Below are 23,965 nucleotides of genomic sequence, written 5' to 3'. Positions count from 1 at the left end.
GCCACCAGGTGCTTCCCGAGAGGGGAGCGCCTTGTTGCCGCTGCGAGGTCGCTCGGGCGAGTCCGGAAGAACGCCGCGGCCCCTCTGCAATTGACTTTTTTTCCGCAGAGCCCTTATAGTAGAGGCACCAATCGGCAAGACGACCTGGACGACGGGAGGAATCGCCATGAATCTGTTACGGACCTTCCGGGGACGGAAGTATCTCCAGCGGACGCTGCTCAGCTTCATCCTCGTCGTGGTCCTGCTGGCGATCGCCTCCACCCTTCTGAACGCCAACGCCCGCGACAAAATGCTGCGTCTCCAGAACGAAGCCGATCTGAAGCTGCTGACGCAGATCAACTATAACATCGAGAACATGAACGGGATCGTGAAGAACCTGGCCGTGTCCCTCTATAACGACGACGAGCTGATCTCGCTGAAGGCCGGCGGGGACTACAAGCAAAGTCTTCTCAAGATTTACCGCCTGGATCGGACCGTCGCCGATTCCCCTTATCTCCATGCGATCGTGTTCTACAATCCGACCCAGAAGCGCTACTTCTCCTCGCTTAATCATAGCATGAACAGCGACTTGCTCTACTCGGAGCTCAGCCGGTACACGAACGAGCATCCGAACGTGCCGAAGCTGCAGCTCATCCCGCTCGATCTGGACGGCGGCGAAGGCATCGACGTGTTCGCGTTCTTCCTGTACGACGGTCCGACGCTCGGCTCGGTCAACGACAATGTGCTTATTCTGACGGTGAAGCCGGATTGGATGCTCGACAATGTGAAGGCGCTTAACAAGCTGGCCGAGAGGGAGAACGACGGCTTGTTCATCGCGGACGGGAACGGCAAGATTCTGATCTCAAGCGAGAATGCGGAGTCGGACGTGCTCGGGATGAAGAATGCGCTGCTCGGCCGCATCGGCGAATCGTCCAGCACGCTGGACGACTTCACGTACACCTACGAGGGCACGAAGTATAAGGTCACTTACCTGAGCAAGGGATTGAACAATTGGAAAATCGTCAGCGTAAGGGATTACGACGCCGTGCTCGGAGGCGTTCGGCAGTTGCAGGCGACGGAGCTTATCGTGACGGTATCGGTCGTTCTGCTCGCCGTTCTGCTGTCGGTCTTCTTCTCGCTGCGGCTGTATAAGCCGGTCGGCCAGCTGTACAGCCTCGTGCGACCGGACGGGCGGGAGCTGCCGAAGGCGAACGACGAGATGTCGGTGATCGCCGCCACGTACAAGGGAATGCTCGACAAGCTGTCGACGCTTGAGCAGGAGCAGGCATCGCAGGTCAACATCGCCAAGGCATATCAATTGAGGAGCCTGATCTCGGGAAGCGAGGGTGTGTCGGAGGGCGACCTGCAGCAGCTCCAGTCCCAGTACGGACTCAGCCTTGCCGTGCCGGGGGAGATCGTCGTCGCGGTGGCGAAGCTGGATGGGCTGGAGGCGCTTGTCGCGGAGCAGGGGGCGCAGGCCGAGTCGCTATACAGCTTCGCGATCGCGAACATCGGCCAGGAGCTGCTCGGCGGGGCGTATTGCTGCGAGGCGGCGGACATGCGCAGCGGCCATCTTGTCTTCCTTGTCAGCGGTGCGGAAAAGGCGGGTGCGAGTGCGGGCGCAGGCGCGGGAACGGGGGCGGGGATCGCGCTTGCGGGCCTGAAGGAACGGTTCGCCGAGCTTCAGCGGACGGTCGGGGATTATTACCGGGTCTCGTTCACGGTGGCGTTAAGCCGCCCGTTCTCCCGTTACCGGGAGATTACGCAGCACTACAAGCAAGCGCTCCGCCATGCCGACTACCGGCTGCTGCTCGGCAAGGGCTCGATTATCGAGCCGGAGGCGATCGCGGCGAACGAGCGCAACCCGGACTACCTCGTGCCGACGGAGCTGGAGCGCCAGCTGACGGAGGGGCTGCGGAGCGGCGACCGCGGACGGACGGAAGAAGCCTTGGCTCGTTGGAAGGCGGCCGTCGGCGGCTTCCGCTTCGAGAATATTTATGCGGCGGTGCTGCACCTGGCGATGACGCTGAGCAACACGCTCGGCGAGATGAACCAATACCACCTGAACCCGCTCTCGGTCGACTTGCAGGCGGTCAACCGCCGAATTCTCGGCGCGGAGACGCTGGACGACATCGCGGCCGTGCTGGCCGAGGTCATCGGCGAGACGATCGACCGGCGCCAGGCCGGCAAGGAGGACAAGAGCCAGCTCATCGCGGACACGATCAAGGAGATCATCGGCCGGCACTACGCCGACCCCGATCTCAACGTCCAACGGATCGCCGACATGCTGAAGATGAACCCGGTGTACCTCGGCCAGACGTTCAAGGCGCAGGCGGGCGACACGGTCGTCGACTGCATCAACTCGACCCGCCTCTCCCGCGCGCGGCAGTACCTCGAGCAGCAGGATCTCACGGTCGCCGAGATTATGGAGAAGGTCGGCTTCGGCAACGAGAGCTACTTCTACCGGCTGTTCAAGCGGCGCTACAGCGTCACCCCGAAGGAGTACCGCCTGAAGTTCTCGATTGATAAGCATACTTGAGTGTGCGAATGTGGTAAAGATATTGCTAGAAAGGCAATGTTATTTCTCTATTTCAAGCGAACTCCCCCTTTTATAATGTTCAGTGGAAGAGCATTTTGATAAGGGGGAGTTTGATTGATCTATCATCATCGTAAGATTGCGATCATGCTGTGTATGCTGTTGATGGCGCAAGGCTTGCTCAGCGGGCGACTACCGGAAGCCAATGCCAGCGAAGAAGTTTCTTCGACTGCGGAAGTCGTGTCCGTGATAGCGGCCACTTACTACGTCAGTCAGTCGACCGGCGAAGACAGCTATGACGGACTGGCGCCGGAATGGGACGGAACGCACGGCCCCTGGAAGACGCTGGAGAAGGTCTCGGATCAGACGTACTCGGAAGGGGATACGATCAGGTTAAAAAGCGGAGACGCTTGGAACGAGCAGGTGACGCTGCGCGGCAGCGGCACGGCGGAGGCTCCCATTACGCTGACTTCATACGGTGCCGGCAACAGACCCTATCTTTACAGGGACAATGGCATCGACGACGAGGTCATCCGAATTGACAATGGAGACGGCTATGTCGTACAAGGCTTGGAGATCGCGAATGCCCGCAGAGGAATTCGAATCATTGCGGACGGCAATACCAAGCCGCGGTTCGAGCATTACCGGATTCAGGACAATTATTTTCACAATATTCAGAATTTATATGGCAGCTCCCCCGGCGATGAAGGCACTGCGATCGATTTGGTTACCGTCCCCGGCGACAAGCCGGTCTTCGCCGATATTCAGATTCGCAACAATATATTTAGGCAGACGGAGATCGGCTACATTATGTGGAGCGATGGAAGCGCTCCCAGGCAGGAGGATGTTCTGATCGAGGGGTCCACCTTTATGGAGAACGGACGCAATCAGGTGTTCCAGTGGAGCGGCCAGAATGTGGACGTCATCAATAATTTATTCTACTACAATTATCCGACCAAATACTTCGGAGTCGGCCTGACCTCCGTGCTGACCGAGAGCCTGTCGGGGGAGGAAGGGGTATATAACGAGGTCGACGGCAACGAGTTCGGGTGGGCGGGGACGTATCCCGGCGATCACGATGGAACGGGTTATGACTTCGAGAAGTCGGGAGACTACATTCACTTCACGAACAATTTTATCCATGACTCCTACCGATACGGGGTTATGTTCATGGGCGGCCAGGTGTTCCATGATCTCGTATTCGACAATAACATCTTCCAGGGCAACACGCTGGGCACTAAGGATTCGCCGTTTAACGTGTGGCTGCGCGGAGATAATTCAGGGTCGGGACAGTTCTCGGGCAATCAGTTCTACAGCGATGACGGAGTGACCGGGTTCTATCAGAAGCCGGCGGGGTTTACCTATGCGAACAACACGGACCCGGCAGCGGAGCCCGGCTTCGCTGCAATGCCGATGGTTACGCAAGTCGTAACGGGGCCGGCGGAGCGGACGTATACGTTCGCAAGCGCAACATGGGGGGCCGAGCTCCGCTATACGCTCGACGGCAGCGTTCCCGTTGCGGACAGTCCGTTATATACGGGGCCGATTGCCGTCTCCGGCCAATCGACGGTTGTGAATGTCAAAGCGTTCATGACAGGTCTTCATCCGAGCAAAACCAATTCGATTATGGTCGACCTTCGGGAATCGGCGGAGGGAGACGGTCCCGCTCATTGGTGGAAGCTGGATGAGACGACAGGAGACCTGGCGGAAGACAGCGTTGGCGGAGCGGACGGCAGCTTGACGAACGGCGTCTGGACGGCGGGCGCGGTCGACGGCGCCTTGGAATTCAACGGAATTGGCAGCGCCGTCGATGTGAACGATGCTTCGCTCGTCGACATCGCATCGAACTTCACGATGTCGTTCTGGGTCAAGCCTCGTTCGGAGATTACGCTGCAGCCGGAGGCGGGCAACGGCATTACCGGCGATTCCGGTCAACGCTATGCCATCGCTCCCGCATATAGAGGCGGCGGCGCCAACTCGACGGATGCGGGCGCGGGGGTATCGATCGGAACGAACGGCATCAGCGTCGTGGAGCATTCCGACATGTACTTGCCGGCGGTGCTCGTAGATGACGGTGTGACGTTTGATCCGGAGAAGTGGACGCACGTTGCGGTCGTCTATAAGAAAAATCAGCCGTGGCTGTATATCAACGGCGTGTTCCGAAAGGCGGGCTACACAAGCGCTAAAACCGTTCATCCAAGCGCGGATATTGGAGGCTCGGGCCTCGGACGCTTCGACGGGCTTGTCGACGATGTGCGCATTTACGACCGGCCGTTGGGCATTCAGGAGCTGCAACAGATGAGTGTCCAAGCCCATGAGACGGAGATTCCTGCGTTCGCCGCACAGTGGGACTTGCTTAATGCTCCGGGATCGGGGACGGAGCACCCGACGGGCGTTGCCATGGACGATAACGCCATCGTGTTCTCGGGCGACGGCTACTATACCATCACGGAAGGCGAAGTAGCGGGCATTAACGGGGCCGTATTGAAGAGGCCTATAGACGCCGCCGGCTTCAACGTCGACTTCACCGTACAACAGATCTCTGGCGACCTGGCAGCCGAAGACGATTCCTGGGTGTCATTCAGTGTGCTGGACTCTCCGCAATTCTTCAACGTAGTGAAGCCGGAGCAAGCCCAGGGAATTGTCGTGCTGATGCGCCAATGGAACGGCAAGCTGAATGTGGAGCCTTATAAGCTTACCGATGCGGGATTCCAATCCCAAGGGGCGACAACGCTGGATACGTCGGCGTTGAATCACGCCTACGAATTAAGTCTGGAAGAATCCGGCGGCATATGGACGCTTATGATCGACGACACCGCGCTGAACGGAGACTACGGCGACCTGATCGGGACGGTGCTGGCGGGGCAAGCCTACGCGGCAGTCGGTCTCTCCGACAAGAACGGCGGATGGAACCGAGTCGCGATACGTGCCGTCAACGGGGAACAGGCCTATGGCTTGCTTCAGGCGCCGACCTGGCAGGACGGGTTCTTGAACGTCGGGAACGTCGGAGCCGATCAAGCGACGCTGAGTTGGGGAGGCGCGACGGACAGCAGCGGCATAACCGGGTACAGAATCTATCGGGACGGAGTCGAGATCGCACAAGTCGACGGCAGCAGCTCCAGCTACATCGCAACCGGACTGGCTCCTGCAACTTCGTACACGTTTAAAGTGGAAGCCGGCAACGGGAAGGGGCAATGGAGCGGGCGGGGACCGGGCGCTCATGTCACAACCGATTACGAGGTTCCGGACGATATGAGCTTTGCAGACGACTGGCAGTTGTATACAGGGCAGCAAGGAGGACAAGCTCTTCCGACGGAAGCGAGGCTCGGCTCCAACGGGATTGTATTTATGGGCTCCGGCTATTACACGGTAGCGGGCGGCGAGGTTGTGCCGGCTAACGGAGCGGTGTTCAAGCAGCCGGTAGACGCCGATCAATGGTTTGTCCGGTTTACGCCGGAGCAACTATCGGGCAGCTTGTCGGCGAATGAGGACTCGTGGCTGGCGATCAGCTTGATGAGCACCGTCAATTACTTCGATGTGCTCGATTCGTCCAAGGGACAAGGTATTGTGGTTCTGCTGCGGGATACGGGCGGGAAGCTTACCGTCCAGCCGCACAAACTGACGGCAGCCTCAGGCTTCGCAGCGATGCCTGAGATCACACTGGACGCGCAGACGCTTCAGCAGCATGAATTGAGGCTCGTCAACGACGGCGGCCTGTGGCGGCTCTCGGTGGACAATGTACTGCTCGACGGGGATTATTCGGACATGGTTAACGATACGTTAGGGTCGAACGCTTACGTTCAGATCGGCTTGTCCGACAAGCTGAATAAACAAAATCGAATTCGGATTCATACGGTCAACGGGTACGCCGCTTATTTGCCGGATCAGACCGAGCGGGCGATGTCTCCCTTCTGGCAAGGAGATACGATGTACGATGAATCATTGTTGATGGTATCGGCCGATGGGGCGATGCCGGAAGCCTCGTTGCTGTTCGAGCCGACGGACATTCTGTCTGTTCGCAGCGCCCGGCTGGACAAGACCTTCGTCGAAGGCGAGGATTGGGAATATTCGGAGGGGAAGCTGCGTCTGCTTCCCGGCTCGAGCATTCCTTACATGACGGAAGCCGAGCTTTACCCGGTCCAGCCTGCTCCTAACGAGAGCGTCGACAAGAGGGGCGGAGGAGCCGTCTTGCTGAAGGAGGGATCGTTCTTCCACGATCGGCAGATCGTTGTAACCTACAAGCATGCGGAAGGCGAATGGGAAGGCCCGACGCCTTCGCCGGCAACGGAGGCGCTTCCGCGCACATTGGCCAAGCTGGATGCCGGTCAGCCGCTTAAGCTGTTGGTTCTCGGCGACAGCATCGGGACCGGGGCCAATGCGAGCGGCATTATCAATGCCCCGCCTTACTTGGCCGATTGGGCGACGCTGCTTCAGAGGACGCTGGAGAGCCGCTATGGGGCGGATATTACGCTAATCAACTATTCGCAGCCGGGCACGACCACTCTCTGGGGGATTGAGGAAGCGGAGATCGCTGCGGCGGAGCAGCCCGATACGGTTATTCTGGAGTTCGGCGGGAACGATGGAGTCGGAAGCGACGAGCTGTATTCGCCGCCGTTATTCCGTGCCAACATGGAGACCATGATGAGCTTGTTCCGGGAAGAGAATCCCAACGTTGAGTTTATTCTCGTAGGCCCGAGTCTGGCCAACCCGGAAACTTACTTTGACGGGAAGCAGCGGCTTTATCCCGCCGAGCTGGAGCAGTTGGCCGAAGAACAGGAAGGAGCGGCTGCTGTCGACATGATAGCCGTTCATGAGGAACTGCTGCGGCACAAAGCGTTCCGCGATATGACGGGCAATAATGTGAATCACCCCAACGATTTCCTGGTCAGGTGGTATGCTCAGATGCTTGCCGGAACGTTAATTTCTTCTTCGGACGATGCGAACGAGCCTGGCGGCGAGGGGACGCCGACGAATCCGAACCAGAACCCGAATCCGCAGCCTGGCGATTCAAGCGCGACGGAAGGTGCCGCGACATCCGCTGTTCAGGAGGCAAGCCGGGAACAGATTGCCCAATGGGTCCGCGAGGCATCGCATTCTTCCTACGTCAAGCTGACGCCTGCGGGACAGGCGGTTGACGTACAGATTGCTCTATCGGAAGGATTGCCGGTCGGGATGGAGTTGACGTTAAGTGTCGATTCATTCGCTAATCCGGACTGGATCGGGATCTATCGCTGGGACCAGGAGCAATCGGAGTGGATTTATGTCGGCGGGACGCTTGATGCGAGCGGTCGGCTTAGCGCGACAATCGATCGCAGCGGCGTCTATGCCGTACTTGCTTATGAGCGCTTATTCTCGGACGTCCCATCCGGCCATTGGGCGGAAGGAGCGATCAAGCGGCTCGCTGCCGCGCATATTGTCGAGGGAATCAGCGAAGCCCGATTCGAACCGAATCGACAAGTGACGAGGGGCGAGTTCGCTGCGCTGCTGGCAAGAGCGCTGCAATTGACGGCAGACGGAGCAAGTCCGTTCATCGATGTCCCGGAAGAAGAGTGGTACGCCCAAGCGGTTGCCGCCAGCTTCGAAGCCGGCATCGTGAGGGGGATCTCCCCCGATTCGTTCGGTCCGGACAGTCCGATCTCCCGGGAAGAGATGGCTGTCATGCTCATGAGGGCATACGATCGGAATCGGAAGCCGATAATCGCCCAAGATTCTGGAACGTTGTCCTACTCGGATAAGGAAGATGTCTCCGTATGGGCTCGCGCCGACATTGCCCGCGCAACGGAGAAAGGGTTTATGCAGGGGGTAGGGCAGTCCCGGTTTGCACCGGAGCTTGGCGCGTCCAGAGCGCAAGCCGTCGTTGCGTTGTCGAGGCTGCTGTCCTCGATAAGAAGTAGTCAATAATTTATCCCGAAGGTAAAAATGTTTGTCTAATCTCCGTCCGATACCGTAGCTACAATGAGAGGGTAAACCATCATTCGCAAGCCAGGGGGGCTAACATTGTTTAGAAAACAAATTGGTAAGGCATCGCTCTTGACGGGAACGATCTCCGCGATGCTGCTTGCTTCGGCATGTTCTTCGGGCGGCAATTCGGAGAGCTCGCCAACCGCTTCGACAGCATCCGCGCCGGCCAGCGCCGCGTCGGAGAGTGCTGCACCCGCCCAATCGGACATTAATCTGCTTGCCTATTCGGAACCGGTGACGGTCACGATGGGCGCTACGATCGGGTCCGGTATTAATTATGCCGAGGGAGAAAGTGTCGACGATAACATCCATACGAGATTAAACAAGGAAATTCTCAATATCGAGTACCAAAATAAATTCGTTGTCGAAGCGTCCAAGTTCACGGAGAAGATCAACTTGGCGATCGCAAGCAATGACCTGCCGGATGTTCTGCTTGTGGGTGCGGAACAAATGCAGAAGATGATTAAGAACGATCAGCTTGCGGATCTGACGGAAATTTACGGCGACTATGCCTCTGCCGAGCTGAAGCGCAATCTCGAGTACCAGAACAAGGTATCGTTTATCCCGGCCGAAGTCGATGGCAAGCTCTACGGGATACCGGCGCCCAAGGATTACGGCAACTCCATTCCGATCATGTACATTCGACAAGACTGGTTGGACAATCTCGGACTCAAGGTGCCCGCCACAATCGACGAACTGACGGCGGTGGCCAAAGCCTTCGTAGAGAACGACCCCGATCAGAATGGCAAGAAGGATACGTACGCGATTTCCTTGGAGAGCGGTTCAAACACGCTGGCCATGGATGCGATCGCTTCTGCTTACGGCGCTTACCCGAGCATTATGGTGGAAGACCAAGACGGCAAGATTGTATACGGCAGCACCCAGCCGGCCATGAAGGAAGCGTTGCAGAAGATGCAGGAGCTCTACGCGCTGGGGGCGTTCGATCCGGAATTCGGGATCAAGGACGCTGCGGTCACCGCCGAGAAGGTAATGGCCGGCAAGGTGGGAATCATGTTCGGAGCATTCTGGAATCCGTTATACCCGCTGAAGCAGAATCTGGAGAACGAACCGAACGCCCAGTGGAGCGCCTTCCCGATCCCGACATTGGATGGCGGCGAGGCGGTGCCGAAGGCGTTGCCGTTCACCAATGAATGGATTGTTGTCCGCAAGGGATTCGAGCACCCGGAAGCCATCGTCAAGTCGATGAATCTGTGGACGGACATGGCGATCAGCTCGGAGCCGGAGCTGTTCCCGGAAGCGCAGGTTCGTTGGTACGAGGCGCTGGCAACGACGCATAAAGGTCTGGAGGCGCATAACTACGCCAAGCCGTTCTTCTTCGATTCGCCGTTCGGCAATTTGGAAGTCGGCAGAGAGCTTCGGGCGTACAAAGAGTCCGGGGACGAATCGAAGCTTGTATCGGCCAAAGCCAAGGATGTGCTGGCTAACCAAATCCAACCGGGCGGACTTCAAGGCTGGGCTATGGAGAAGATGTACTATGAAGCCGAAGCGGTGTTGGACGGCTATAAGAATCTGGTCTACCCCGCTTATGTCGGCGCTTCAACCCCGAGCATGCTGTCCAAGGGACCGACGCTAGGCAAGCTTGAAGTGGAGACGTTCACGAACATCATCATGGGAGCCTCGATCGATACGTTCGACGACTTTGTCGCGAAGTATCACAAGTTGGGCGGAGATCAAATATTGGAAGAGATCAATCCATAACCAATAAGGCTTGAAGCATCGGGCTTTGCCGCAAGCAAAGCCCGATTGCATGCTTGGGGGGAGATTGGAATGCCTTATATCCGAATAAAGCCGTTAAAGTGGAGAAGAAGCTGGCCGCTGCATCTCATGCTGCTGCCGGGAATGGCCCTGTTATTTTTGTTTCAGTACATTCCCATGATCGGGATCGTCATTGCCTTCCAGGACTTCGTTCCGACGAAGGGATTCTTCGGATCGGAGTGGGTCGGATTGCAACATTTCGACTATATGCTCAGCCTGCCGGATACGACCGAGATTATCGTGAATACGTTAACGATTGCCATTATGAAGATTGTCCTCGGGCTGCTTGTTCCGATTATATTCGCCCTATTGTTAAATGAAATCAGGCAAAGCGGCATCAAGCGCTCCGTTCAGACCATGGTGTACTTCCCGCACTTCCTATCCTGGGTTATTCTGGGCGGAATTCTGATTGATGTATTGTCCATGAATGGAGGAGCCGTTAACCGGATCTTGGGATGGTTCGGCCTCGGCCCCTACTTCTTCTTGGGAGACCCCGGCTTGTTCCGCGGAGTTGTCGTACTTACGGATGTGTGGAAGGAATTCGGCTTCTCCACCATTATCTATCTGGCGGCGCTAAGCGGCATCAACCCGGTGCTGTACGAGGCTGCGGTTATGGATGGCGCCGGTCGCTGGAGACAATTGATCAACATTACGCTTCCCGGGATTGCGCCCATTGCCATTCTTATGGCGACGCTCAGCATCGGGGGAATCCTGAACGCCGGGTTCGACCAGATCTTCAACCTGTACAGCCCGCTGGTATATAAGACCAGCGATATTATCGATACCTGGGTTTATCGTGCCGGATTAATTGATATGCAATACGGCTTGGCCACCGCGGTCGGACTGCTTAAATCCTTCGTCGGGATGGTGCTAATCTCAATCTCCTATTGGGCAGCCTCGCGTTTCGCTAATTATCGGATATTCTAGGAGGTCCACTTTGAGAAGATACGACTCGATCGCTTATAAATGGTTTTCTGCAGGGAATCTGGTCTTTGTCATTGGTGTGGCATTGGTCTGCGTCCTCCCGCTTGTGCATCTCATGGCGGTCTCGCTTAGCGAGAAGGGGGCTGCCAATGCCAATTTGGTCGGGCTCTGGCCAGTCGGGTTTAACTTCGAAGCGTATAAAGAGGCTTTGGCTAACGAGAGGTTCTACGCTGCCCTTATTGTCACGGTAAAAAGACTGCTTCTCGGCGCGAGCGTGAACATGCTGATTACGTTTCTGATGGCCTATCCGTTGTCCAAGGAGGAACATGCCTTTCCATATCGGAATGTCTATGTGTGGCTAATCGTATTTACGATGCTGTTCAGCGGAGGCCTTATTCCGGGATATATGCTGGTCTCCCAGTTGCACCTGATCGATTCGGTATGGGCGCTTGTTCTGCCCAGTGCGGTTCAGACCTTTCACGTTATTCTTCTGCTGAACTTTTTCCGCCAGCTTCCGCGGGAGATGGAGGAGGCCTCTTTTATCGACGGGGGAGGTCACATCGTAACACTGTTTAAAGTTTATTTGCCGCTGTCTATGCCCGCAGTAGCAACCATCATTTTATTTACCATGGTGATGCATTGGAACGAATGGTTTACAGGGCTGATTTATATGAACAAGGTAGAGCTGTACCCGTTGCAGACTTATCTGCAGGCATTGCTGGATCAGACGAAGAAGGCGGTCACGATTGACGATGCGCGAAACGCAGCCGAGTCCGCACGCCGCTCCTTGTATTCGGCCCAGATTTTTATGGCGATGGTTCCCATTCTGCTCGTGTATCCTTTCTTGCAGAAACATTTCACCAAAGGAATTGTACTGGGCTCGATCAAGGAGTAAATTTGGAGGAGGTCAACGATAGATGAAGCCTGTAAATATTATATTGGATACGGACATCGGTCCCGATTGCGACGATGCCGGAGCCGTTGCCGTTCTTCATTCCCTGGCAGCCCGGCAAGAAGCCAACATTGTTGCGATGATGCATTGCACTTCGAGCAAGTGGGGGGCAGGCTGTCTGGATGCCCTCAATACCTATTACGGCCGTCCCGATATCCCTGTCGGCGCGTTGCGGCAATCGGGATTTCTGGATAAGACGGAGTATGAGACCTTCAACAAAGCGCTGGCTCTTGAATATCCCAATCGCTTCCGGGGAGACATTCCGGCTCCGGACGCAACCATTCTCTATAGGCAGATGTTAGCCGATGCGCCGGATCAGTCCATTGTCGTCGTAGCCATTGGTCCATTAACGAATTTGGCGGATGTACTGTCCTCTTCCCCGGATGAGACAAGCCCATTGTCCGGGAAGCAGCTTATTACGGATAAAGTGAAGCATCTTGTCGTTATGGGAGGCACGTTCCCGAGCGGCAAGGAATGGAACTTCGAGATGGCGCCTTTATCCGCCCAGAAGATCGCCTCGAGTTGGCCGACGCCTATCTTCTATACGGGATTCGAAGTGGGAAGCAGACTGATGACGGGAGCGCGCTTGTTGAAGGAGGCTCCTCCCCGCCATCCCGTCCGGCTGGCCTACGAGAGATTCGGCCTTGCAGACGGCGTGCGACCAAGCTGGGATTTGACCGCCGTATTGTTCGCCGTAAGAGGGGTGCAAAGCGGGTGGACCCTGTCGGAACGCGGAGCTATTGAAGTGTCGGCGGATGGTTCTAACGGATGGAAGCCGGGAGATGGCCTTCATCATTATCTTATTCTGAATAGATCGCCCTCGGAGATGGAGAGTTTGCTGGAGGAGCTAATGATCAGCTAGAGGTGGCAGGGAGGATGCCGTTTGTTTGCTAACCGGATACCGCGCACTCGCGTGTTTACGAAGATCGTCATCGTTTTCTTGCTGGTGACCATCCCTTTGATGATGTTTGCTCTGATTACGATCCAGATCGGCAAGAGCGCTGCAACGGAGCGGGCCGAGGCATCGTCCCGGGCGCAGATGAACCTGTTTATGAAGGTATTGGAGGATGAACTCCGCAATATCGGGCAGATGCTGATTGTCTTGAGCAACGATGCCGATCTCCCCGCCTTTTACCTGCAGCAGCAGGAGAAATTCAGCTTCAGCAACGTCTCCATCTATCAGAACCTGAAGACCAAGATGAGTCTGTTAAGCTACTCGAACAATTATATCGCCGATGTCTTCGTGATCTATCCCGAGTTGAACGAATCCATCTCGTTCCGCGACGGACTGAGGGAGATCGACTCCAGGGAGCGGGAGATCCTCTCGGCCGTTGCGCAGCAGAGCACGACGTACAACCGGTATCTGGATCGTCAGTTTCTGACATATACGATTGAATTCTCAGGTCTCGGGCCCGACCCGCAGACCATTTCCTACTATATCGGAGTAAATATTTATAAGAATCGAATCGTCGATGCCTTAAAGGCGATCGAGGAAGACAGCGCCTTCCATGTATTCCTGGTCGAGACGGCCGGCAATCAGTTCATTGAAGGCACCTCTTCGTCCGATCTCGATGAGGGGATCTATGCGGCCATGAATAATGATGCTCCGAATATTCCCTCTCAATACAATGTCCAGGTAGGCAACAGTCATTATGTGATTCTGACGGAGCCTTCCGCAGACAATTTGTTCAGCATCATCGCTTATGCCAACGAACGCGAATTGCTGAGACCGATGCACCAGTTGCGCCAGTGGTCGGGCTGGCTGTGGGTTATAACGGGAGTCATTATTACGCTGTTCCTGATCTTTATCTACAAGCAGATCCATTCGCCGCTGCAGACCCTTATTGCTTCGATGAGGGCCGTGGAGAAGGGCAACTACGGCACGAGGCTTTCCCATGCGCAAGGGGACGAGTTCGGTTACGTTTATAAGCAGTTCAACAGCATGACGGAGCAGATACAAGTTCTTGTTCAAGAGATGCTGATTAAGAAGATCCAGTTGCAAGAAGCGCAGCTAAAGCAGCTTCAATCCCAAATCAATCCCCACTTTCTGTTTAACTGTCTATACCAAGGATATCGAATGGCTAAGTCGGGAGAGACGGACAATGCATCCAGATTGTTTAAATATTTGGGCGACTACTTCCGGTTTGTTACCCAGCACTCCATGTCGGAGTATGTTCGCCTTCGAGACGAAGTGGAATTTACACGCACCTATCTGGAGATACAAACCCTAAGATTCTCCAATAAGCTGACTTACCGCATGGATATCCAAGAAGAGTTGGGCGATCTGCTTATCCCCATGCTGTTGCTGCAGCCGCTTGTCGAGAATAGCATCCTGCATGGGCTTGAAGAGAAAGAAGGAGTTGGGCACATTGAGGTCAAGATTACCGGAACAGCGGAGATGGCGCAAGCCATTGTGAGCGACAATGGGGTGGGAATGACCGAACAGCGAATGCAGGAGGTTGTCCAATTGCTCAGCAGTCCTGTCTATGACCAGGCGCATTGCGGACTGTGGAATGTCCACCAACGATTGCTGCGCAGCTACGAATCGTCGCGAGGCCTGCACATCCAAAGCGATGAACGGGGAACCCGGGTCTCTTTTGTTTTCCATAGACCTGCACAATCGAGCAACGATCCGAGGCAAGGAGATGATTCGTATGTATAGGCTGCTGATTGTCGACGATGAACCGTCCATTGTCGAAGGCTTGGCGCAGATGATCTCATCCCATGAACTCCCCTTGAAGGAGATACGCTTCGCTTATTCTGCCGGCGAAGCGCAAGAGTATATGGAGCGGGCCCTGTTCGACATCGTATTGGCCGATATTCGGATGCCCAGAATAAGCGGTTTGGAATGGATAGAGTCGGTCAGGAAGGCGGGCTGGAAGTGCAAGGTGATATTCCTGACGGGGCATTCGGACTTTGAATATACCAAGAAAGCCATACAATTGGGCGTTAACGATTACCTGCTTAAACCGGTCGACGATGAAGAGATCATCGGAAGCTTGCAACGGGCCATTCATGAGCTCGATCAAAGCCTGGACGAGATGATGTCCATCAGCAAGGCGCGGCAGAAGCTCCAAGTATCCAATGACAACCTGAAGAATCAAATTCTTGGCGATTTATTGCTGCAGCCCAGAAACATACCGCCCGGCGGCTCTATAAAGTCCACATTGGGATTGTTGGAAGTGTCGCTCGACGAGCAAGGCGACGTATTCCTTGCGTTAATGCGAATCGATTATTGGGGAGAACGATTCCAGGCTGCGGATGCAGCGCTGATTCGTTTCGCAATACACAATATGACCGAAGAGATGCTGGAACACGGTTTTCATCTGGAGACCATAAGCCTGGAGAACCGTTTAATCGGTATGCTTGTGCAATCGGATTCTCCTTCTCCTCGCGATACGGATAAGATTGCCTTTATTATGGAAAGTGTACAGAATACCGTGTTCCGGCTGTTGGGAGTCTCGTTGTCGGTCGTATTTCGTTCTGTTCCAATCAACTGGGGAGAGCTTGGACCTTATTACCGCCTCATGAACGAACAATTGCTGCATTCGACCGGAACGGGAATATGGATGGATATGGGGGGGCGAGAGCACGCTGCACCGTCGGCAACCCGGAGCGAGGAGCCCGCAGGCTCTGTCCTGATCGAGCAATTGAAGAGTTATGTCATTCATCATTTAAGCGAGGATTTGTCGTTGGACATCCTGGCCAGGCGGTTCCATGTTAATCCGACTTATCTGTCCCGGTTGTTCAAACAGACTACAGACGAAGTGCTCAGTCATTACATAACGAAGGAGAAAATGAATGCGGCGCGTCAGCTGCTGCTTCAGGATGGAATGAAAGTGAGCGAAGCGGCCAGACGCGTAGGTTATCATAACCCGAATTACTTCGCCAAGGTATTCCGCAATTTGTTCGGGATGTCCCCGCAGGAGTTCAAGGCCAAGATGTTTCTCTAACGGAGTTGAGGTCTGCAAGAACCAGACGGACGAAGCTAAACGAAGCCTCCATCATGAGATGGGGGCTGTTGGCGTTCCCGGGATTCCGCTTCCCCGCCCATCGCCGCTTGATCGCCCCAAGATGAGTAACCACGACGCAAGCGCATCGCCACTACACCCTTCTAAGCTCTGTACAGCCTCGCAAGCCGCGCCGCTACAGATTTCCTGCACACGTACAGCCGCGCTTTACAGGAATCCTGCATATGTACAGTACCGTCTTCCGGGGGCTCTGAGCTATCGTTAAACCTGCAAGCCGGACCCGATCCGGCGGCGAGTATGACGGCAAGGAAGGAGCACTCGCGATGACGAACCCAAGCGCGCACCCTGCACACAACGAATCCGCAAGCGCCGCTCAAGCACCATCACGCACCCCATTAAAGCCCGTCGCAGGTCCCGAGCCCAAGCCTAAGCCCAAGTCGTTCCTCGGCCGGGAGCTGAAGCACCTGAAGACGAACCGCGAGCTGCTGCTGCTGTCGGTTCCGGGCATTCTGTACAAGCTGATCTTCGCTTACTTCCCGATGGTGGGCCTTATCATTGCCTTCAAGAACTACCGGTATGATCTCGGGATGTTCGGCAGCAAGTGGGTCGGCCTCGACAACTTCCGGTTCCTGTTCACGACGGACACCGCCTGGCGAATTACCCGCAACACGGTGCTGTACAATCTCGGTTACATGGTGTTCACGACGATCGGGGCGCTGCTGCTGGCGGTGCTGCTGAACGAGCTGAAGGCGAGGTATACGAGGTTCTACCAGACGGCGCTGTTCCTGCCCCACTTCCTGTCGTGGGTGCTCGTCGGCTACATCGCTTATGCGTTCCTGAACCATTCCGACGGCTTCATCAACCGGACACTCGAGTCGCTGGGCATGAATCCGATCAGTTGGTACCGGGATTCCGCGCCGTGGCCGTTCATTCTGATCCTGGTGCATCTATGGAAGGCGATCGGGTTCACGACCTTGATCTACTTCGCCGGCATCATGGGCATCAGCGGCGATTATTACGAGGCGGCCCGGATCGACGGCGCGACCAAGCGCCAGATGGCGCTCAAGATTACCGTTCCGCTGCTGACGCCGCTCATCATCATCATGAGCATTCTGTCGATCGGCAGCATGTTCCGCGGCGACTTCGGCCTGCACTACTTCATTCCGAACAATTCCGGCTTCCTCTACTCCTCCACGGACATCATCGATACCTATGTGTACCGGGCGCTCCGCGAGGTCGGGAACGTGAGCATGTCGGCCGCGGTCGGGTTCTATCAATCCGTCGTCGGGTTTATCCTGGTGCTGCTGGCTAACGGCATCGTTAGGAAAATAAACCCGGAACACTCGATGTGGTAAGGAGGGCAAGAGGATGGAAGCGAAATATTCGGTTGCGAAGCTGCTCAATCACACGTTCTTTACGATTCTGTCGATTCTTGTTGTCCTGCCGTTTCTCCTCGTCATCGCGGTGTCCCTGACGGACGAACAATCGCTCACGCAGCACGGCTATCAGTTTATTCCCCGCGACTTCAGCCTGAATGCGTACCGCTACATGCTCGATTCGCCGGATATTCTGTTCCGGGCATACGGGGTGACGATATTCGTCACCATCGCGGGAACGCTCGTCAGCCTGCTCATCACCGCGATGACCGCTTACGTCATCTCCCGGCCGGATTATCGCTATAGCCGGGCCACCACGTTCTATGTGTTCTTCACCATGCTGTTCAGCGGGGGACTCGTTCCTTCTTATATTCTGATTACGCAATACTTGCACCTGAAGGACAGCCTGCTGGCGCTGATTCTGCCGATTCTGCTGTCGCCGTTCAATATCATGGTCATGAAGGGCTTCCTGTCCAAGATTCCGCTCGAGGTCATCGAGTCGGCCAAGATCGACGGGGCGAAGGAGTATCGGATCTTCTTCCGGATTATCCTGCCGCTGGCGACTCCGGCACTCGCTACGCTGGGCCTGCTCATCGCCTTCGCTTATTGGAACGAGTGGTTTAACGCCATGCTGTACATCGACGATCCGAACAAGGTGCCCCTGCAGCTTCTGCTTGTGAGAACGCTCAACAGCATCGAGTTCATTACGACGAATTCGGAATTCTCGCAGCAGCTTGGCATCGACCTGGCCGACTTCCCGAACAATTCCGCGCGAATGGCGATTGCCGTGCTGGCGGGAGGGCCGATGCTCGTTATTTTCCCCTTCTTCCAACGCTTCTTTATCCGAGGACTTACGGTTGGCTCCCTCAAGGGTTAACATAATAAACAACAGAAAATGTAGGAGGTCGCACGCATGTTGAAGAGAAAGCTAGGCCTGTCCGCACTGACCATGGTCGCTGCCGCATCGCTTGTCGCCGGCTGCGCATCAAGCAACAACAACGGCAAGAATGCTGCCGGGACGAGCGAGGCTCCGTCTTCTTCGGGCGCCGCATCGCCGTCCGCGTCGAGCGCCGAGCTGAAGCCGGTTGAACTGAGCTGGTATTATCCGCTCAGCCAACTGCAGCCGGACCAGCAGAAGGTGGAAGACGCCGTCAACAAGATTCTCAAAGAGAAGATCAACACGACGGTGAAGCTGAAGCCGGTCTCGATCGGGGACTACGTGCAGAAGATGAACACCGTTCTGGCTGCCGGAGAAGAATTCGACATCATGTGGACCGGCTACCTGATCAAGCCGGAGGAGCTCGTTCGCAAGGGGGCGCTGCTTCCGCTTGACGACCTGCTCGACCAATACGCTCCGACGCTGAAGGCGGATATGCCGCAGTACATGTGGGACGGCCTGACCGTCGACGGCAAGATCTACGGCATCGCGAACCAGCAGATCAACGGTTCCCGCTACGGCTTCATTATCCAGAAGCGGTTCGCCGACAAGTACAATCTCGACACGGCCTCCATCAAGACGATGGCCGACATCGAGCCGTTCCTCGAGCAGCTTAAGCAAGGCGAGCCGGATATTATTCCGTTCAACGGCTTCTATGTTCCGATCACCCACGACGATACCTTCTGGGGCGTTCCCGGCCTGGACGATCACTTCTACATCAAGACGGACGACCCGACGTACCAATTGTATCGCTATCCGGAGGAAGAGCTGGACACCTACCGCCTCATGAGCAAGTGGTATAAGGAAGGCTACATCTACAAGGATGCGGCCACGGCCAAGATGAACGATTACCAGGCCAAGGGGCAGCTCGCCGTCGAGTTCAACAACGTCCTGAAGCCGGGCGTCGAAGCGGAGGTCAAGGCCAAGAACGGCGGCAACGATGTCATTGTTGTCCCGATCAGCGACTGGTTCACGAACGGCTACTCGGCCACGACGAACCAATCGATCAGCCGCACGTCCAAGAACCCGGATCGCGCGATGATGCTGCTTGACCTGGTCAACAGCGATCCCGAACTGTATAACCTGATCATCAACGGCATCGAGGGCGAGCATTACACGAAGGACGCGGACGGCTATATCACGCCGGTGGCGGATACGAAGTATCGCCCGAACATGGACTGGGTATTCGGAAGCGTATTCAACTCCTACCTGAAGGAAGGCCAACCGAAGGATGTCTGGGAGCAGACGAAGAAGATCAACGAGGCGGCCGAACTCAATCCGATCGGCGGCTTCAAGTTCAACTCCGAACCGGTCGTGACCGAGATCGCCAACCTGAACGCAGTATGGGGCGAGTACAAGAAAGGGCTGACGACCGGTACGCTCGACTTCGACGAGACATGGCCGAGCTTCTACAAGAAGCTGCAGGAAGCCGGCGAAGACAAGTACGTCGCCGAAGTGACGAAGCAATTCGAAGCGTACCTGAAGGAAGCGGGACTGAAGTAAGATCTGCCCAAGGACGAATTCGCAGGGCGTAAGTTGCGCGCGGAGGTCCGCCGCTCAAGGCGAGCCGGCGGGCCTTCGCGCGTTAATCTTATAAATGAGAGGAAGGGAAATGATGATTCGTAAGAGCTTCATCTCTATGCTTCTTGTAAGCCTGTTGCTGTCGCTTCCGCAAGTGTTCTCACCCGTCTACGCCGGGGCCGGGGGCAATGACCCGCAAGCGGGCATGCTCGGCAAGGCTCTTTATGTAGCGCCGAATGGAAGCGATTCCAATCTGGGGACGATCAACCACCCGTTTAAGACGCTGGAGAAGGCGCGCGATGTCATTCGCGGGCTGAAGACCCATGGCAAGGGAGGCCTTCCGACGGGCGGCATTACCGTCATCTTAAGGGAAGGCGTATACGAGCGCACGTCCAGCTTCGAGCTGGGCGAGGCGGATTCGGGCGAGGCCGGCAAGCCGATCGTCTACAAGGCGTATCCCGGCGAGACCGTCCGGCTGACGGGCGGTCATAACCTCGAGAAGAACGGCTTCGTTCCCGTGACCGACACGGATGTGCTCAGCCGCATCATCGACCCGGATGCGCGCGGGAAGGTGCTTGTCTATGACCTCGCCGCCCATGGCCTGACCGATTACGGCGTCATCAGCCGCCACGGCTATTACCTGGCGAACGACCTCAGTCAGGTGCCGCCGATGGAGCTGTATGTCGAAGGCCAGGGGATGACGCTCGCCCGCTGGCCGAACGATTCCACGGTGCAGATGGACGAGATTCTCGACCCCGGCCCGACGAAGAAGGACGCGGACCTGCAGGATCGCGGCGGCACGTTCACGTATACGTACGATCGCCCGCAGTACTGGACGCAGGCGGACGACATCTGGCTGGACGGCATCTTCGGCTACAGTTGGGAATGGTCGTACAACAAGATCGAGTCCATCGACACGACGAACAAGACGATTACCTTGCGCTACGGCGAGATGAGCGGCATCTTCAAGAACTGGTACCCGGACTTCCACTTCGCATCGAACCTGCTTGAGGAGATCGACATGCCGGGCGAGTATTACATCGACCGCGATAACGGCAAGCTGTATTACCTGCCGAATGCGGAATTCCTGGCCAGCGCAAGCCCGGAGATCACCGTCACGATGCTGAAGACGCCGATGATCAACGCGCTTAACGCGTCCTACATCACCTTCGACGGGCTGATTCTCGAGAACGGCCGGGATTCGGCCGCCGTCATCGCGGGAGGAAGCCACACCACCATCGAGAACAGCGAGATTCGCAACTTCACGAACAGCGGCGTGCTGATCAACACGCAGAGCCGCTTCTTCTACAGCGAGATCGTTCCCGGCGCAGGCACTTACAACGGCGTGCGGAACACGCACATTCACCATATCGGCGGAACGGCGGTTACGCTGACCGGCGGCAATCGGACAACGCTCGAGCCCGGCAACAACTTCGTCGAGAATTCGCACATTCACGACTTCGCCTACTACCACAAGGCGTACAATCCCGGCGTCCACCTGTCCGGGGTCGGGAACCGGATGTCGCACAACGAGCTGCACGATGCGCCCCATCCGGGCGTGCTGATCTTCGGCAACGATCATCTGGTGGAGTACAACGAGATCTACGACGTGTGCAAAATGTTCTCGGACCTCGGGGCGATCTACATGAACGAAGGGGAGAAGCCGCAGAGCCGCGGCACGCTGATCTACCGCAACTACTTCCACAACATCGGGGAGAGCAAGGCGGGCGTGCAGGGCATTTACCCCGACAACTTCACGATGGGAATTACGATTCAGGAGAATATTTTCTACAAGATGGGCAATTCGGCCATTCTCAACAACGGCGGGTCGCACATCCGGACGAAGAACAACATCATTGTCGACGCCAAGGTGCCCTACGACTACTCCGATCTGTATCTGGGGGACAGCCCGGACGGCCAGATCGCGAAGAATTACATGCCGAAGTGGCAGGCGCTGTTCGCGGCGAACAACGATTGGGTCGGCACGCCGTATCTGACGAAGTACCCGGAGCTGGCGGACTTCTTCACGGAGAACCGCTATTACCCCGACACCAACACCTTGCAGGGCAACGTAGTCTACAATCCGACGGTGACGCGCAGCTCCACGACGAACGCGAATGGCGCGTACGACAAGTACAATCTGGTTCAATATGCGGACAACTGGGTGACGACGACCGACCCGGGCTTCGTCGATCTGGCGAACGGAGACCTGTCGCTGGCGCCGAGTGCGGCCGTCTTCACGGCGATTCCCGGCTTCCCGGACATCCCGTTCGGCGAGATGGGGACGGAAGGCAAGGTCGGGCCGGCGACAAGCCCGGATTCGTACCCGGTTCAGGATGTTGTCGTGTATAACGACGAGATCACGGTGGACCGTTGGCACAGCGTCAAGCTGCAGACGGCGCTCCTTCCCTGGAATGCGACCAATCAAATCTTGAGCTTCGTCTCCGCGGATACGGCGATCGCGACGGTCGACGCGGCGGGAGTCGTCACCGGCGTTGCGGTGGGGGATACGACGGTGACCGTAACCTCGCAGGACAATCCGGCGGCGACGGCAACGGTTGTGGTGCACGTGGCGCAGGGCGACGGCGTTATGGACCGGACCGACTTCGAGAACGGAGCCAACGGGTGGCCGCAGGATGCCAACCGCAGCATCGTCACCGAGAACGGGAACCACTGGTACAAGCTGCTGAACGGGGCGTCGGCCATCAAGGAGAAGGCCTTCTCCGATTACGAGCTGACGTTCAAGATCCGGACTCCGGCCACGATGGGGGACAACGCTACTCTGTATATTTTCGACCGGCAGAATACGAACCAACCCGGCCGCATCGGCTATCGGAACCGACCGGACGGCACGTCCTCCTGGCTGCTCTACAACGCCGCATGGGCGACCGTCAAGGAGGTCAAGCTGCCGGACCGCGATCTGCTGCCGGACACGGAATACGAGGTGAAGGTTATCGCGAGGGGCGGCGACATCAGCGTCTATCTGGACGGCCAGCCGCGGCTGAAGACAACGAATCCGACGTTCAACGCCTCCGGCAAGGTCGGCTTCTACATCAGCGATATGCCGAGCCTGCTCATCGACGATATTCAGTTCAAGGAGCCGACGACACAGCTCGCCGGGATTCTGCCGAATGAGAGCAGCGTGCTCCTGACGGCGGGCGAGCAGAAGACGCTTGCGGTTGCGCTCGATCCGTCCGATACGCCGGACACGGCGCTGCTCTGGGAATCGGCCGACCCGGCGATTGCGACGGTTGACGCGAACGGAACGGTCAGCGCGGTCGGCTTGGGCGAGACGACGATCTCCGTAACCTCGGCGGTGTACTCGAACATTTCGGCGCAGATCCATATCACGGTCTCGAGCGTCATGCACTTCACGGACTTCGAATCCGGCGGCAACGGCTGGCCGGTCGATCCGAACCGCAGCGTCGCGGCGGACGTGTACGGCAACCGCTGGTACAAAATTCTGAACGGCGCGACGGGCCTTCTGGACAAGACGTTCACGGATTACCAGCTTGAGTTCAAGCTGAAGACGCCGGAGACGATGCCGGAGAACGGCACGCTGTACATCTTCGACAAGCAGGATTCGGTCGGCTCGACCCGGATCGGCTACAAGAGCAAGGCGGACGGAACGTCGTCCTGGATTCTGTACAATACGAGCTGGCTGAGCTTGAAGACCGTTGACCAGCCGGAACAGGACTTCGCGGCGGACACCGTCTACAACATCAAGGTCGTGGTTGAGGGCGCAAGCTACAAGGTGTATGTCGACGGCGTTCTGAAGCTGGAAGGCACGGACCCGAACCATCGGCCGTCCGGCAAGGTCGGCTTCTACGCCAGCGGCTTCAGCTACTTGATGTTCGACGACGTGAAGTTCTCCCTGGTCGAACCGGAGGAGGAGACGGAGGCTTAGGCTGCGGAATCGGGGCACGGGTCGCCCCGCCGATACTGCCTGGTGTCGGAGATTTATGTGAAATTTCGCATTCGTGCAGCTTGGCGGCGGGCGGTTTGAGCGGTTTTATGTGAAAAACAGCATAT

12 protein-coding genes are annotated in these 23,965 nt (G+C 56.7%); all 12 read left to right on the top strand.

Annotation, left to right across the window (positions count from 1 at the left end; all coding sequences use genetic code 11):
* The first annotated feature begins 166 nt into the window (after positions 1–166).
* The 12 genes from E6C55_RS19535 (at position 167) to E6C55_RS19480 (ending at position 23,840) form a co-directional block, all read left to right on the top strand.
* Positions 167–2,518 (top strand): AraC family transcriptional regulator, encoded by a 2,352-nt coding sequence (locus E6C55_RS19535; protein WP_136371497.1) that lies wholly within the window; start codon positions 167–169, stop codon positions 2,516–2,518.
* 114 nt (positions 2,519–2,632) lie between these two features.
* On the top strand, positions 2,633–8,416 hold the full coding sequence (locus tag E6C55_RS19530; RefSeq protein ID WP_136371496.1) for an S-layer homology domain-containing protein: 5,784 nt from the start codon (positions 2,633–2,635) through the stop codon (positions 8,414–8,416).
* A gap of 96 nt (positions 8,417–8,512) precedes the next feature.
* Positions 8,513–10,195, top strand: a complete 1,683-nt coding sequence (locus tag E6C55_RS19525) for an extracellular solute-binding protein (protein WP_136371495.1) — start codon at positions 8,513–8,515, stop codon at positions 10,193–10,195.
* 69 nt (positions 10,196–10,264) lie between these two features.
* Complete coding sequence (locus tag E6C55_RS19520) at positions 10,265–11,179, top strand: ABC transporter permease (protein ID WP_136371494.1); 915 nt, start codon at positions 10,265–10,267, stop codon at positions 11,177–11,179.
* 10 nt (positions 11,180–11,189) lie between these two features.
* Entirely contained in the window at positions 11,190–12,071 is an 882-nt protein-coding gene (locus E6C55_RS19515; protein WP_136371493.1) for a carbohydrate ABC transporter permease, read from the top strand.
* Positions 12,072–12,093: 22 nt separating this feature from the next.
* Positions 12,094–12,990, top strand: coding sequence for a nucleoside hydrolase (locus E6C55_RS19510; protein ID WP_136371492.1), 897 nt, complete (start codon positions 12,094–12,096; stop codon positions 12,988–12,990).
* 21 nt (positions 12,991–13,011) lie between these two features.
* On the top strand, positions 13,012–14,790 hold the full coding sequence (locus E6C55_RS19505) for a sensor histidine kinase (protein ID WP_136371491.1): 1,779 nt from the start codon (positions 13,012–13,014) through the stop codon (positions 14,788–14,790).
* Positions 14,702–16,081: a response regulator gene (locus tag E6C55_RS33900; RefSeq protein ID WP_330999640.1), complete on the top strand. Its 1,380-nt coding sequence runs from the start codon at positions 14,702–14,704 to the stop codon at positions 16,079–16,081. Before E6C55_RS19505 ends, E6C55_RS33900 begins: the two co-directional genes overlap by 89 nt.
* Before the next feature lie 341 nt (positions 16,082–16,422).
* Entirely contained in the window at positions 16,423–17,454 is a 1,032-nt protein-coding gene (locus E6C55_RS19495) for an ABC transporter permease (RefSeq protein WP_136371489.1), read from the top strand.
* A 13-nt stretch (positions 17,455–17,467) separates the two neighbouring features.
* Positions 17,468–18,352 (top strand): carbohydrate ABC transporter permease, encoded by an 885-nt coding sequence (locus E6C55_RS19490; protein ID WP_136371488.1) that lies wholly within the window; start codon positions 17,468–17,470, stop codon positions 18,350–18,352.
* A gap of 36 nt (positions 18,353–18,388) precedes the next feature.
* The gene (locus E6C55_RS19485; protein WP_136371487.1) at positions 18,389–19,915 is read left to right on the top strand and encodes an ABC transporter substrate-binding protein; all 1,527 of its coding nucleotides are present in this window, start codon (positions 18,389–18,391) and stop codon (positions 19,913–19,915) included.
* Between the two features lie 109 nt (positions 19,916–20,024).
* A complete protein-coding gene (locus E6C55_RS19480; protein ID WP_230986764.1) occupies positions 20,025–23,840 on the top strand; it encodes an Ig-like domain-containing protein in 3,816 nt (1,271 codons plus the stop codon).
* Positions 23,841–23,965 lie beyond the last annotated feature (125 nt).

Source organism: Cohnella fermenti (assembly GCF_004801405.1).
In the GTDB taxonomy this organism is placed as follows: domain Bacteria; phylum Bacillota; class Bacilli; order Paenibacillales; family Paenibacillaceae; genus Cohnella; species Cohnella fermenti.
This window is presented reverse-complemented; position numbering and strand designations above follow the sequence as displayed.

Bases quoted from the DNA above. Each gene is read 5' to 3' on its own strand.
- E6C55_RS19535 (WP_136371497.1), top strand. From the start codon at position 167: ATGAATCTGTTACGGACCTTCCGGGGACGGAAGTATCTCCAGCGGACG.
- E6C55_RS19520 (WP_136371494.1), top strand. From the start codon at position 10,265: ATGCCTTATATCCGAATAAAGCCGTTAAAGTGGAGAAGAAGCTGGCCG.
- E6C55_RS19510 (WP_136371492.1), top strand. From the start codon at position 12,094: ATGAAGCCTGTAAATATTATATTGGATACGGACATCGGTCCCGATTGC.
- E6C55_RS33900 (WP_330999640.1), top strand. From the start codon at position 14,702: ATGAACGGGGAACCCGGGTCTCTTTTGTTTTCCATAGACCTGCACAAT.
- E6C55_RS19495 (WP_136371489.1), top strand. From the start codon at position 16,423: ATGACGAACCCAAGCGCGCACCCTGCACACAACGAATCCGCAAGCGCC.
- E6C55_RS19490 (WP_136371488.1), top strand. From the start codon at position 17,468: ATGGAAGCGAAATATTCGGTTGCGAAGCTGCTCAATCACACGTTCTTT.
- E6C55_RS19485 (WP_136371487.1), top strand. From the start codon at position 18,389: ATGTTGAAGAGAAAGCTAGGCCTGTCCGCACTGACCATGGTCGCTGCC.
- E6C55_RS19480 (WP_230986764.1), top strand. From the start codon at position 20,025: ATGATGATTCGTAAGAGCTTCATCTCTATGCTTCTTGTAAGCCTGTTG.